This is a genomic window from Stenotrophomonas sp. 1337, from assembly GCF_031455455.1.
GTDB classification, from domain to species: Bacteria; Pseudomonadota; Gammaproteobacteria; order Xanthomonadales; family Xanthomonadaceae; genus Stenotrophomonas; species Stenotrophomonas indicatrix.
Genome location: NZ_JAVDSR010000012.1, coordinates 121,493 through 134,901, shown reverse-complemented (window position 1 = coordinate 134,901; position 13,409 = coordinate 121,493). Strand labels below are relative to the sequence as shown.

At 67.9% G+C, this 13,409-nt stretch carries 11 protein-coding genes; 6 read left to right on the top strand and 5 right to left on the bottom strand.

Going from position 1 to position 13,409, the window contains the following annotated elements; genetic code table 11:
* Positions 1 to 2: 2 nt before the first annotated feature.
* The 3 genes from rsmB (at position 3) to J2X70_RS16520 (ending at position 4,478) form a co-directional block, all read left to right on the top strand.
* Positions 3 to 1,334, top strand: a complete 1,332-nt coding sequence (gene rsmB, locus J2X70_RS16530) for a 16S rRNA (cytosine(967)-C(5))-methyltransferase RsmB (protein WP_059065252.1) — start codon at positions 3 to 5, stop codon at positions 1,332 to 1,334.
* A 22-nt stretch (positions 1,335 to 1,356) separates the two neighbouring features.
* Positions 1,357 to 3,069 (top strand): glycosyltransferase family 39 protein, encoded by a 1,713-nt coding sequence (locus J2X70_RS16525; protein WP_025879056.1) that lies wholly within the window; start codon positions 1,357 to 1,359, stop codon positions 3,067 to 3,069.
* Positions 3,070 to 3,302: 233 nt separating this feature from the next.
* Positions 3,303 to 4,478 carry an O-antigen ligase gene (locus J2X70_RS16520; protein WP_229655712.1) on the top strand — a complete coding sequence of 392 codons (1,176 nt, stop codon included), beginning with the start codon at positions 3,303 to 3,305 and terminating at the stop codon, positions 4,476 to 4,478.
* Positions 4,479 to 4,503: 25 nt separating this feature from the next.
* Here J2X70_RS16520 and J2X70_RS16515 read toward each other — a convergent pair whose 3' ends face one another.
* The gene (locus J2X70_RS16515) at positions 4,504 to 5,310 is read right to left on the bottom strand and encodes a glycosyltransferase family 2 protein (RefSeq protein ID WP_059065250.1); all 807 of its coding nucleotides are present in this window, start codon (positions 5,308 to 5,310) and stop codon (positions 4,504 to 4,506) included.
* On the opposite strand from J2X70_RS16515, the gene J2X70_RS16510 reads away from it, so the two are divergent.
* Positions 5,309 to 6,367: a CDP-glycerol glycerophosphotransferase family protein gene (locus tag J2X70_RS16510; RefSeq protein ID WP_059065248.1), complete on the top strand. Its 1,059-nt coding sequence runs from the start codon at positions 5,309 to 5,311 to the stop codon at positions 6,365 to 6,367. The two genes, J2X70_RS16515 and J2X70_RS16510, sit on opposite strands and share 2 nt — an antisense overlap.
* Positions 6,368 to 6,638: 271 nt before the next feature.
* Here the strand turns inward: J2X70_RS16510 and J2X70_RS16505 are convergent, their stop codons facing one another.
* From J2X70_RS16505 to J2X70_RS16490, 4 genes are all read right to left on the bottom strand, one after another.
* On the bottom strand, positions 6,639 to 8,180 hold the full coding sequence (locus tag J2X70_RS16505) for a PH domain-containing protein (RefSeq protein ID WP_025879052.1): 1,542 nt from the start codon (positions 8,178 to 8,180) through the stop codon (positions 6,639 to 6,641).
* Complete coding sequence (locus tag J2X70_RS16500) at positions 8,177 to 8,653, bottom strand: PH domain-containing protein (RefSeq protein ID WP_088101515.1); 477 nt, start codon at positions 8,651 to 8,653, stop codon at positions 8,177 to 8,179. Before J2X70_RS16500 ends, J2X70_RS16505 begins: the two co-directional genes overlap by 4 nt.
* Positions 8,654 to 8,765: 112 nt before the next feature.
* A complete protein-coding gene (gene ribA, locus J2X70_RS16495; RefSeq protein WP_032976682.1) occupies positions 8,766 to 9,899 on the bottom strand; it encodes a GTP cyclohydrolase II RibA in 1,134 nt (377 codons plus the stop codon).
* A 74-nt stretch (positions 9,900 to 9,973) separates the two neighbouring features.
* Positions 9,974 to 10,894, bottom strand: a complete 921-nt coding sequence (locus J2X70_RS16490; RefSeq protein WP_059065246.1) for a lauroyl acyltransferase — start codon at positions 10,892 to 10,894, stop codon at positions 9,974 to 9,976.
* A gap of 61 nt (positions 10,895 to 10,955) precedes the next feature.
* Between J2X70_RS16490 and dtd the strand changes: the two genes are divergently transcribed.
* Both dtd and rpoD read left to right on the top strand, forming a co-directional pair.
* On the top strand, positions 10,956 to 11,396 hold the full coding sequence (gene dtd, locus J2X70_RS16485) for a D-aminoacyl-tRNA deacylase (protein WP_032976683.1): 441 nt from the start codon (positions 10,956 to 10,958) through the stop codon (positions 11,394 to 11,396).
* Positions 11,397 to 11,486: 90 nt separating this feature from the next.
* Complete coding sequence (rpoD, locus tag J2X70_RS16480; protein WP_032976684.1) at positions 11,487 to 13,337, top strand: RNA polymerase sigma factor RpoD; 1,851 nt, start codon at positions 11,487 to 11,489, stop codon at positions 13,335 to 13,337.
* The last annotated feature ends 72 nt before the right edge of the window (positions 13,338 to 13,409 follow it).

Genomic DNA, 13,409 nt, shown 5'->3' with positions numbered 1-13,409 from the left:
GGGTGAGCAAGGCAAACGATTTTTCCATCGCCAAGGCGGCGCCGGGCGCGGCCACCCGCATGCTGGCTGCGCGCGTGCTGGCGCAGGTGTTCACCCGCGGTCGTTCGCTCAAGGCGGAACTGGCCTGGGCGCTGCCGAAGCTGTCCGACACCCGCGACCGCGCGCTGCTTGAAGCGTTGTGCTTTGCGGTGCTGCGTCGTCGCAGCACCTATGACGCCGCCCTGCAGGGATGGATGCAGAAGCCGCTGTCCGCACGCGATGCCGACCTGCGCACGTTGCTGATGGTGGGCTTCGCCCAGCTGGATGTGCTGGAACTGCCTGCCCATGCGGCCCTGTCGGCGACGGTCGATGCTGCACGCGCACTTGGCCGCGAACGCCAGGCTGGCCTGGTCAATGCGATCCTGCGACGGGCCCAGCGCGAAGGCTTCCCCGAACAACCGGCGCGCGACGCATTTCCGGCATGGCTGGCCGAGGCCGTCGAGCACGACTGGCCGGCACAGGCCGAGGCGATCTTCGCCGCCAGCCTGCAGCCAGCGCCGCTGTGGCTGCGTGCCAACCGCCAGCAGGGCGGGCGCGACAAGATGATGGCGGCCCTGGCCGAGGCGGGCATTGCCGCCGAAGCCAGCGCGCTGAGCGCTGATGCGCTGCGACTGGCCGTGCCGGTTCCGGTGAACCAGCTGCCCGGTTTCGGCGAAGGCCTGCTGTCGGTGCAGGATCTGTCGGCGCAGTGTGCAGCCGACGCGCTGGCGCCGCCGACCGGCAGCCGCGTGCTTGACGCCTGTGCCGCCCCGGGCGGCAAGTCGGCGCACCTGCTCGAGCGTGACCCCAGCCTGCAATTGCTGGCGCTGGATATCGATGCCCGTCGTCTGGCGCGCGCAAGGGATACGTTCGCCCGCACCGGTGTGGGCGAAGGCGCCCAGGTCCTGGTGGCCGATGCCAGCGATCCGGGGGCATGGTGGGACGGCGTTCCGTTCGACGCGATCCTGCTGGACGCGCCGTGCTCGGCCACCGGCGTCATCCGCCGGCAACCGGACGTGATGTTCCATCGCCGTGCGGAAGACATCGATGCGCTGGTCGGCATCCAGGCCCGCCTGCTGGAAGCCTGCTGGTCGATGCTGCGCCCCGGTGGTGTGTTGCTGTATGCCACCTGCTCGATCCTGCGCGCGGAAAACGTCGATCAGGTAAAGGGCTTCCTGAAATGGCACGCGGATGCGGAAGCGGTCGCGCTGGATGACGCATTTGGTCTGGATTGTGACGGTATTGCTCGCCAGCGCCTGCCCGGTGAAAACGATGCTGACGGATTTTTCTACGCGCGTCTGCTAAAAAAGGGCTGACCCAACCGCTGTCCGAGCCCCCATGCTGAAAACCCGCGCGTCACGCCAGACATGGCTGTTCGTTGTGATGGCCCTGTTGGTGTTGGGTGCCGGGCTGGGACTACGCGATCCCTGGCCCTCGGACGAACCGCGCTTCGCCCTGGTCGCCAAGCAGATGGTGGACAGCGGCGACTGGCTGTTCCCGCACCGTGGGCTGGAGCTGTACTCGGACAAGCCGCCGATGCTGATGTGGTGGCAGGCCACGCTGTACAGCGTGATCGGCAACTGGCGCGTGGCGTTCCTGCTGCCTTCGCTGATCGCTGCACTGGGAACGCTGTGGTGCGTGGTCGACCTCGGCCGGCGCCTGTGGACACGCCAGGTCGGTCTGTACGCTGGCTGGGCGCTGCTGTTTGCCCTGCAGTTCACCTTCCAGTCGAAGAAAGCGCAGATCGACCCGCTGGTGGTGTTGTTCATCACCCTGGCCAACTATGGCCTGCTTCGCCACCTGCTGCTGGGGCCTGCCTGGCGCTGGTGGTGGCTGGGCTGGTTCTTTGCCGGCATCGGGGTGATCACCAAGGGCGTGGGCGTGATCGCGCTGCTGATGATCGTGCCAGCGGTGATCGGTTCGGCCCTGCACTGGCCACGGGTGCGGCTGCATGCGCGCGACCTGCGCTTCTGGCTGGCGCCGCTGGCATTCGTGCTGGCCGTCGCGCTGTGGTTGGTGCCCATGGTGATGACCGCGCTGGCCACCCGTTCCGGCGAATACCTGGCCTACATGGACGACATCCTGTTCCGGCAGACCGCCAAGCGCTATGCGCAATCGTGGGACCACCACCAGCCCTGGTGGTACTTCCTGGGCACCATGCCGTCGATGTGGATTCCGGCCTTCCTGGCGGTGCCGTGGGCGATCCCCGCCTGGCGGCGCCGGCTGCAGCGCCGGGACGCACGCTATCTGTTGCTGCTGGGCTGGTGGGCGCTGATCGTGCTGTTCTTCTCGATCCCCAATGGCAAGCGCGACGTCTACATCCTGCCGGCGTTGCCGATGTTCTGCCTGGCACTGGCGCCGTTGCTGCCGGGGCTGCTGCGCCGGCGCGATGTGCAATGGCTGCTGGGCGCGTTCACCCTGCTGCTGTCGCTGGGGACGTTGGCCGCGGGGTTGTCTGCCCTGCTGGGCAAGCCCGGCTTCGAAGTGCGGCTGATGCAGACGCGGGGCATCGGCAATGGCGAAATGAACGCCCTGGCCTGGGCGGCGATGGCGATGGGCGGCTGGGGTGTGGCCAGCCTGCTGCTGTTCGGGCGCGGCCGCCGTCAACTGGCGCTGGTTTCGACTCTCACTGCGGTGTGGGTGCTGTACAGCCTGATCGGCTATCCGCTGCTGAATGATTCAAGTTCCGCCCGCGGCCTGATGCGGCACACCGGCCAGCGTATCGGCGCCGATGCCGAGCTGGGACTGGTGGCCTGGAAAGAGCAGAATCTGCTGATGGCCGACCGCCCGGCAGCCACCTTCGGTTTCAACGAGCCCTGGGATGAGCAGCTGGCTGCGGCGGTGGAATGGCAACAGCTGGCGCCCCGGCGCCGCTGGTTGCTGGTCCACGAAGACGCGCTGCTGCCCTGCATCGACCGCGACCGTGCCGAGCTGGCCGGGATCGCCAACCGCCGCCGTTGGTGGCTGGTACCGGCTGCTGCCGTGCAGGGCCGCTGCGTGGCCAGCGCGGAGGAACGCGAACGTGAACGGCGGCTGCAACGTGAGGAATAACCATCCTGGCCCGTGCTTGTCCAGACTGCCCAAGCGACAGCAAAGGCAGTAAAACGTCAGCGTGGGATCGGCCGTGCCAGTGATCCCGTTCATTCCGCCGGATTGCAGCGAACTTTTTCGACGTGGCAGCTTCACAGCACAACCTGGAATCCACGATCGGCGATCCGCTGGGCGTCCCCGCAGGCAGGCGCCCGCGCGCGGCGCACTGGCTGGCGCAGATCGGCCTGTTCTGCATGCCGGCACTGGTGCTGACGATCCCGATCAACCTGTTGCCCTACGCGCTGCTGCTGCTGGTCAGCACGGCGATGGTGCCAGGCCTGCTGTGGCAGGCCCGGCGTATGGACATGCAGCCGATCAAGGTTCTCAGCTGGCTGATGCTGGCGGTGCTGGTGATGGCCATCGTGTCGGTCGCGCTGTTCGAACAGGGCCTGCGCGATGTCGACAATCGATCCCGCTTCCTGGTCATCCCGTGGATCGCACTGTGGGTGTGTGCGCTGCGCCCGGACATGCGCTGGCTGTGGCGCGGTGCGTTGGCCGGACTGGTGGGCACCTTCGTGCTTTCGGCGCTGCAGGTGTTCCAGGGTGCGCCACGCGCCGAACTGTTCACCAACGCGATCGTGCTCGCCGACATCGTGATGATGCTGATGGTGCTGCTGGTGTTCTGCCGGCCGTCGCGGCGCTGGTCGTTGGTGATCGTCGGCATGGCCGCCGGCTGCGGAACCATCATCCTGACCGGAAGCCGGGGCGTGTTCGCGGCCCTGCTGGCGCTGCTGGTGGTGCTGGCACTGAGCCTGCGCTGGCGCACCGGCGCGGCGCGTCTTTCAGTGCTTGCCGGCATGCTGGCCATCGGCGCGACCCTGCTGCTGTCGGTGCCCGAACTGCGCCACCAGGTGCGGTTGTCTGAACTGCACAGTGATGTGCAGCGCATGGAGCAGGGTGACAGCGACTCTTCGGCCGGCGCGCGCGTCGAGCGCCTGCAGGTGGCGTGGGAGACCTTCCTCGACCATCCACTGACCGGGGTGGGCATCGGCCACTTCGACAGGGCCATGAAGCGGGTGCCGGCCTGCCGCGAGAATCCGCAGGAAATCCGCTGCCACCTGCGCCATGCGCACAACGATCTGGCCGAGTGGTCGGCCACCCAGGGCCTGCCGGGCATGTTGCTGCTGCTGGCGGTATACGGGGTGCCACTGTGGGTGTTCCTGCGCCTGCACCGGCGCAGTGGACACGCTACCTTCCGTGGCCCTGCCGCCGCCGGTGTGATGGTGGTGGCGTCCTACATCCTGTGCGGCCTGACCCAGTCGATGTTCGCGCACCAGATGACCGCAAGCTTCTACGTCACCATCGTCGGCCTGCTGGCCGGCCTGTCGATCGTGGAAGGGGCGCGGCACCGGGCGAAGAACGCCCGGTAGCGTCCAGCCACCCTCGATTCCGCACTCAGGGGTTGGGCGGATCGGACACGGCCTGACCGTTGCCCAGCATCCACAGCATGATGGTCTTCTGGCGCACGTAGTTGGCGCGCACGTAGGCATATACCAGGCCATGCCAGCCGTCGCGGAAGCCGCCACGGAACAGGAAGCCGCGCCAGAACCGCCAGGCCGGGGCCAGCACCAGCTTGCCGAGGGTGGCCCGCTTGCCGCGCGCGAACTCGTGTTCGGCCATCATCCGTGCGTACTTCTCGGTCTTGGCCAGCTGCTGATGCAGCGAGCGGTAGGGGAAGTGGATGAGGTCCCCGCGCAGGGTGCCGACCGTGCCATCGACACTGGCCGCCTCATGGATCTCGCGCTTGCCGCGCCAGCCGCCGTGGCGGCGGTCGAACAGGCGCAGCACCCGGTCCGGATAGGCATTGCCGTGGCGCAGGAACCTGCCGAAGTACTCCGACAGGCGGGCGAAGCGGTAACCCGCATGACCTGCAAAGCCGCCGTCGCGGGCCTGCTCGATGGCCGTGCGCAGTTCCGGGCTGATGCGCTCGTCGGCGTCCAGGCACAGTACCCAGTGGTGGGTGGCCTGCTCGACGCAGAATGCCTTCTGGCTGCGGAAGCCATCGAACGGACGCTGCAGCACGCGGGCGCCGGCCGCCTCGGCGATGGCCACCGTGGCGTCGGTGGACTGCGAGTCCACCACCACGATCTCATCGCAGAAGGCCAGCGAGGCCAGGCAGTCGCCAATGCGCCCGGCCTCGTTGAACGCGATAATGCAGGCCGAGATGCGAGGCCGTTCGATGGGAGCGGTCGTGGAGGACATGATGGCCGGGTACCTGTTGTTTGCGACGGAGCGCTATGCGCTGCCTATTCTCGCCCCGTTGGTGCAGGCCTTGCACGCTTCCGGCCAGGAAGTGGCGGCCTGGTTCGAAGATGGTGCGGCTGGCAGCCAGCTGCCCGGCGTGCCGAACATCGGCCTGAAGCAGGCCCTGGCGATGCGGCCGCGGGCGGTGTTCAGCGCGGCCAACTGGGTGCCGACCTTCCTGTCGGGGGCCAAGGTGCAGCTGTTCCATGGCTTCAACGTGGAAAAGCGCGACAGTGCGCGTGGCCACTTCCGGGTGCGCGGCATGTTCGACCTGTACTGCACGCAGGGCCCTGCCACCACCTCGCCGTTCCGCGAGATCGCGGCAGTGCAGGGCCATTTCGCCGTGGCGGAAACCGGCTGGCCGAAGCTGGACCCGCTGTTCCGCGACGACGGTGGCGACAGTGCCGCGCTGCGCAGTGCAGCCGGCGGCCGCCCGGTGATCCTGTTCGGATCTACCTTCACCGAGCGCTTGAGCGCCGCCCCGCACCTGCATGCGCAGATCGCGGCCGACATCGCCGCCGGGCAGCACTACTGGCTGCTGACCCTGCACCCGAAGTGCCCGCCGGAACTGTTCGAACGCTACCGCGCGCTGGCCGGCGCCAATGCACGGTTCATCGAACCGGAGCAGGTGATGGCCGCCCAGCGCGCCGCCGACGTGCTGGTGTCGGACACCTCATCGATCGTTTCGGAGTTCATCGTCCAGCACAAGCCGGTGGTGACCTTCCGCAACCGCGTGCCGAAGCCGCACATGATCGATTTCGATGATCCGCAGCAGCTACCGGCCATGCTGGCGCGCGCGCTGCATCCCGACGCGGCGTTGCAGGCGGAGATCGTGCGTTACGCCGATGCCATCCACCCCTATCGCGATGGCCTGTCCAGCGAGCGGGTGATCGCCGCCACCGAGGATTTCCTGTCCGGCGAAATGGGCGTGCTGCGTCGCAAGCCGTTTGGCAGTTGGGTCCGGGACCTGCAGATCCGCAAGGACCTGGGCTACTGGGGGCCGTCGCAGCGGTGATGTGGGTAGTGCCGGCCGCTGGCCGGCAACCACCGGAATGCCTGCGGATGTGGGTAGTGCCGGCCGCTGGCCGGCAACCACCGGAATGCCTGCGGATGTGGGTAGTGCCGGCCGCTGGCCGGCATCCACCGGAATGCCTGCGTTTGCCGGCCAGCGGCCGGCACTACCGTTGATCCACGCCATGCGTGGGTGGTGCAGTAGATCCACGCCATGCGTGGGTGGTGCAGTAGATCCACGCCATGCGTGGATGGCGATTCAACGATCGGCCGCGCTACCAGCGCAGCTTGCGCCGTGCCAGCGCCGTGGCCAGTTCTTCCATCAACGCCTGTGCACGCGCCTGCGGCAGGTAGCGCAGTGCCAGTGCCACATCGCCATGCGCACCGGCGGTGTCCAGCTGCAGGCTGGCCGTACCCAGCAGCTTGTCCAGCGGCGAACGCTGCAGGCGCAGGCCCTGCACCTTGTCCAGCTCGGCCCAGCGCCACCAGCGCTTCCACCAGCCGCCGCGCACCGCCACGAACTGGCCATCCAGGTGCCAGCCCATCCGCGCCATCTGCCGGTGCGCGATCAACAGGCTGACCGGCAGCCAGGCCAGCAGTGCCAGGGCCGGCAGGCCCCAGCGCCAGTACAGCGCGGCGGTCAGCAACGGCACCACCAGCAAGGTGGACAGCGACAATCGCCACCATCCGCGTTGCGGAATCGGTTGCCACTGCTGCGGCGGCCATTGCAGCTGCGGCAGCAGGTGGCGCACCAGTCCATCGCAGGCGCTTGCGCCAGCCAGCGGTGCCAGTTCGCGCAGCGCGCGGTCGTCGTCGCGCGAGGGACCACCGGCGGCGCTGTCGATACGCAGCTGGCGCAGCCCGAACCAGCGTTGCAGGGTGCTCTCGCCCAGCGTCCATGCCTGGATGCGGCGGCGCGCGACGCTGCTGCGGGTACGGCTGAGCAGGCCGGTGGAGACAGTCAGGCGCCGTTCGCGCTCGCTGAGGGTGAAGCCGTGGTAGCGCAGCAGCGTCAACACCACCGACAACACCCGCAGCAGCAGCCAGCCCAGCAGCAACGCGGCCGCCAACAGCACCAGCCCGCCGGTCACCCCGGCATGCAGGTGGCTGGCGTAGCCGAAGGCCTCGCGCCCGCCACGCTGGATGGCATCGTCCATCACCGGGCGCGGTACGGTCTGGAACAGGACGCCGAAGGCGGCGATCGCCAGCGCCCAGCCACGGTTGGACAGCAAGCCCATGCGCAGCACGTCCCAGCTCGACAGGCGCAGCAGTACCTGCTCGTCGTCGGATGGCACGACATCGGCAGCCGGCGCGTCGCCCGGCGTCGGCTGGGGCGCCTGTCCACGCTGGCGCACCAGTTGTTCCAGGGCCAACGCCTGGTCCAGCCGCAGCACGCGCATCTCCGCTTCCGGACGCACCCCGCCGGCCGATTCCAGGCGCAGTTCGGCAACCCCGAACAACCGGTGCAACGGGTTCTGCCGCACTTCCACGTTGTGGATGCGGGCGAAGGGAATCTCGCGCCGGTTGCGCGCCAGCAGGCCGCTGCGCACGGTGATCGCATCGTTGCCGATGCGATAGCGGTAGCTGAGGTACTGCAGCACCGACACCAGCACCAGCGCGGCGATGGCGGTCAACGGGATCAACTGTGCCCACATCGGATCGCGGTCGCCGCGTTGGCCGAACACCAGCAACGCGACCAGCGGCAGGAAATAGTGGCGCAGCTGCATCAGCAGCACGAACAGCCACGACCACGGATGCAGGCGATGCTCGTCGCCACCGCTGGGCAGCGAGGGCGGCAGGGGCGGGGGCAGGCTCACAGGGCGTCGGCGTCCTGGTCGAGCTGATGGGCCAGGGTGTCACGCAGGCGCTCGGCATCGGCTTCGTCCAGGCCGCTGACGGTGACCGCACTCAGGCGGGTGCCGGCGGTGTGCACGATCAGCGTGGCCAGGCCTGCACGCCGCTCCAGGGGCCCGCGACGCAGGTCCAGGTGCTGCACGCGCGAAATGGGAATGCGGGTCTCCAGCTGCCACATCAGGTCGCGGCGCAGGCCCAGGCCCTGTGCGTCCAGCCGCCAGCGGGTGCGGGTCAGGCGCCGATGGCCGATCCAGGCGCCGAAGGCGAGGCCGACCAGCAGGCCCAGCATCGCTGCCCACAGGCCACCGGGAAGATCGAAGAACCACCAGAGGGCCGCCAGCGGTGCGCCGGGGATGAACAGTCCGCCGAAGGCGCCCTCCAGCGCCGCCAACCGGGCGGCGCGCCGCGGCAGGGGCTGCCAGTGGTCGAGGGGCATTTCGGCAGCAGCAACAGGCAAGGGCAGTTCGGTCACGCGGGCGTCCGTCGGGCAGCAGTTCGGGCAGGCGCGGTGATGGCCGCACCGCGCAGACGTTAGCAGGTCGCCCGCGTTACTGGGCGGCCTGGATCAGCGCATCGACATCCAGCAGATGGCCGGCGCGGTCGGCCTTGGTGCGCAGGTAGTGCTCGTTCTCGGCGGTGATCTCGCCGGTGACCGGAATGCAGTCCAGCACTTCGATGCCGGCATTGCGCAGGCGCTGTGCCTTGGTCGGGTTGTTGCTGAGCAGGGCAACACGGGATACACCCAGCCCGCGCAGCATCGCCACCGCGCTGCCATAGCGGCGCTCGTCGGCGCCGAAGCCCAGTTGCGCATCGGCGTCGATGGTATCCAGGCCGTCATGCTGGTAGCCGTAGGCGCGCATCTTCGCGGCGATGCCGGTACCGCGGCCTTCCTGGTCCAGGTACAGCAGTACGCCGCCGCCCAGTTCCTTCAGTTTGCGCAGGCCGCGCCGCAGCTGGTCGCCGCAATCGCACTTGAGCGAACCGAACAGGTCGCCGGTGAGGCAGGACGAATGCACGCGCACCGGCACCACTGCGGACAGGTCCGGTTCGCCGACGATGATCGCTACCTGGTCGCGCTGGGCGACGCCACCGCGGAACACCGCGAAGGTGGTCATGCCGACGTCGCGCAGCGGCACCGGAGAACGCGCCACCAGTTCGTAATCATGTGCGGCGTGCGCGGCGCCTTCGGCCAGATCGCACAGGCCAACCTCGGCCGCGCCATCGAACGTGGCGTCGTCTGCATCCAGGCGCACGGCCACCATCGCCGGCAACAGCAGGCCCAGCCGGGCCAGTTCCACCGCGCCGGCATCGAACGCATCGCCTGCGCTCCAGGCCGCGGGCATCGGTCCGGGTTCGCGCAGGTAGCCCAGCGAGGGCAGGGCATCGAAGGCAACGCCGGCCAGCGGCAGGCGCGCGCCCTCGGGGGCCTCCACGCCGAGCACGCGGGCGCGGGTGGCGGTCAGGTACAGGTAATGGCGCTCGCGCGCGGCACTGGCGAAGGCGGCGAAGCTGCTGGCAGTGGCGCTGTCCAGCGCGATCACCGCCAGGCGCTGGCCCTGGCCATCGTGGAGCAGGACCGGGCGACCGGCGCGCAGTTCGGCGACCGCGCGCTCGCAGCGGATCGCTGCCGGATCACCGAACAGGGAGGAAGCAGACATGGCAGGACCGGGGGAGGCGGACATCGGTGTCTCTATGGGGGCGCCAGCGTCGTATTCAACGTGCTGCGGCGGTGTGTCGCAGGCCGGTGCAGCGGCTCTCAGTGCGGATGTTCGTCGGTCGCGTACGGGTCTTCCTCGCCGCTGCCCGGTGGCCGCAGCGTATAGCGCTTGTAGGTCCACTGGTACTGCGCCGGGTCGCGGCGGGCGATGCGTTCGATGCCCGCGTTGAGCGCGGTGGCCGCCACGTGCGGGTCCGGATCGGCCACGGCCGGGTCGGTCGGCGCGATGTGCAGGGCAAATTCCATGTCCGGGCCGATGCGCTCGCACCAGCCATACAGCACGGTCGCGCCGGTGCGCTCGGCCAGGCGGTTGACCAGGGTCATGGTCAGTGCCTGCACGCCGAAGAACGGCACGAACACCCCGTCGCCGGCCTTGGGCTGCTGGTCGGGCAGGATGCCGGTGGCACCGCCGTCCTTGAGCACCTTGAACAGCTGGCGCACGGCCGGGCCTTCGGCACGCACCTGCTGCACGTTGTCGCCGCCGCGCACGATCTGCAGGAAGGCATCGCTGGCCTCGTCCTCCGGCGGCTTGTAGACGATGGCGATCTGGCCGCGCGAGGCCAGCCACTGGTTCAGCAGCTCCCAGTTGCCGTAGTGCGGGGCCGCCACGATCACGCCCTTGCCGCTGGCCAGGGCCGCGTCGTACAGCGCCTGGCCGTGGCGCTCCTTCAGGTGCAGGCGCAGGTTGTCGGCGGGCTTCCGGCTCCACAGGCGCAGGGTCTCGATGGCCTGCAGGGCGGTGGAGCGCAGCAGTTCGCGCTGCAGGCGGTCGCGTGCCGGTGCGTCCAGCTCGGGGTAGGCCAGCTCCAGGTTGCGACGGGTGACGCGGCTCTCGCGGGCATCGAGGCGCACCCACGTCCAGGCCAGGGCGCGCGCGAACCCGCGCAGCAATGGCCAGGGCAGGCGGGCGAACAGGGTGGTGGCGCGGTAGACCAGCCGGGCTTTGCGGTGTGGATTCATCGGCCCCAGTTTAGCCAAGGGCGCTGCTATCGTGGCCGGCCCCTTGCCTGGAAGCCCGCCGATGCTCGTCCTGATTCAACGTGTCAGCCAGGCTGCCGTGCATGTGGAAGGTGAGGCGGTGGGGCAGATCGGCCCCGGCCTGCTGGCCCTGGTCGGCATGGAGCCGGGCGATACCGAGGCCCAGTTGCAGCGGATGGCCGAACGCCTGCTCGGCTACCGTGTGTTTGCAGATGAGGCCGGAAAAATGAACCGCTCGCTGCGTGATACCGGCGGCGGCCTGCTGCTGGTCAGCCAGTTCACCCTGGCCGCAGACACCCGTTCCGGCATGCGGCCAAGCTTCACCAGCGCGGCACCGCCGCAGGAGGCTGAACGCGGGTTCAATCGATTTGTCGACATCTGTCGTGAAAATCACGCGCCGGGGGTGGAAACGGGCCGCTTCGGTGCCCATATGGTCGTCAGCCTGGTCAACGACGGTCCCGTGACCTTCCTCCTCAGGCCCTAGGCCGCCGGGACCACCGCCCGGCAGGCCGGGCCCCGGGCTGGTATAATGCTACGTTCCCTATTTCCCCCTAGCCGGTGGCGCGAGCACTACATGGCCAACGAACGTCCTGCCCAATCCGAAATCAAGCAACTGATCAGCAAGGGCCTGGAACAGGGCTACCTGACCTATGCCGAAGTCAATGACCATCTGCCCGACGACATGGTCGACCCGGAACAGATCGAAGACATCATCGGCATGATCAACGGCATGGGCATTGATGTCCATGAAGTTGCTCCGGATGTGGAAACCCTGCTTCTCAACGACGGCAACACGGGCAACCGTGAGGTCGACGACACCGCAGCCGAAGAAGCTGCCGCCGCGCTGAGCGCGCTCGACACCGAAGGTGGCCGTACCACCGACCCGGTGCGCATGTACATGCGCGAAATGGGTACCGTCGAGCTGCTGACCCGCGAAGGCGAAATCGCCATTGCCAAGCGCATCGAAGAAGGCCTGTCCCAGGTCCAGGCCGCACTCGGCCAGTTCCCGGTGTCGGTCGAATCGCTGCTGACCGATTACGAAGCGCACAAGGAAGGCCGCAAGCGCCTTGCCGAAGTGATCGTCGGCTTCAACGACCTGACCGACGACGTGCCGGCCCCGGCCGCTGTGGTGGCCGATGACGCGGACGACGCCGATGCCGACGCCGACGAGGAAGAAGACGACGTCGACGGCGGCGATGAAGAAGCCGCACCGACCGGTCCGGATCCGGAGGAAGTGGCTGCGCGCATGCAGGCGCTGGGCGATGCCCTCAACGCCTTCAAGAAGGCTGCCGCCAAGGGCGACAAGAAGAACCTGCTGAAGCTCCGCGAGGAGATGTCGGCGGTGTTCGTCACCCTGAAGCTGCCGCTGCCGCTGACCGACGTGCTGACCAAGCAGCTGCGCGACACCATGGGCAGCATCAAGGCCCACGAGCGCCGCGTGCTGAACCTGGCCACCGTCACTGCACGCATGCCGCGCAAGGATTTCATCCGTTCCTGGGAAGGCAACCAGACCAACCTGGAGTGGGTGGAAGACGCACTGAAGCGCAAGCAGAAGTGGTCTTCGGCGCTGCGTGAAGTGAAGGACCAGATCGTGTCCGAGCAGCAGGCCACCATCGACATCGAGAAGGTCACCCTGCTGGACCTGGACGAGCTGAAGGAACTCAGCCGTGCCATGGCCTATGGCGAAGCCAAGGCGCGCAAGGCCAAGAAGGAAATGGTCGAGGCCAACCTGCGCCTGGTGATCTCCATCGCCAAGAAGTACACCAACCGCGGCCTGCAGTTCCTCGACCTGATCCAGGAAGGCAACATCGGCCTGATGAAGGCCGTGGACAAGTTCGAGTACCGCCGCGGCTACAAGTTCTCCACGTATGCGACCTGGTGGATCCGCCAGGCCATCACCCGTTCGATCGCCGACCAGGCGCGCACCATCCGTATTCCGGTGCACATGATCGAAACGATCAACAAGTTGAACCGCATTTCCCGCCAGATGCTCCAGCAGTACGGCCGCGAGGCTACGCCGGAGGAGCTGGCCAAGGAAATGGACATGCCGGAAGACAAGATCCGCAAGGTGATGAAGATCGCCAAGGAGCCGATCTCGATGGAAACCCCGATCGGCGACGACGAGGATTCCCATCTGGGCGACTTCATCGAGGACACCAACGTGGAGTCCCCGATCGAGAACACCACCAACATCAACCTGTCTGAAACCGTGCGTGACGTGCTGGCCGGCCTCACCCCGAGGGAAGCCAAGGTGCTGCGCATGCGCTTCGGCATCGACATGAACACCGACCACACCCTCGAGGAAGTCGGCAAGCAGTTCGACGTGACCCGCGAGCGCATCCGCCAGATCGAAGCGAAGGCCCTGCGCAAGCTGCGTCACCCGAGCCGTTCGGAGCAGCTGCGCAGCTTCCTGGATATCGATTGATCTCCAGGTAGTGCTGACGTGTTGAGAGAAACCCCGCTTCGGCGGGGTTTTTCTTTGGGGGATCCGGTGTGG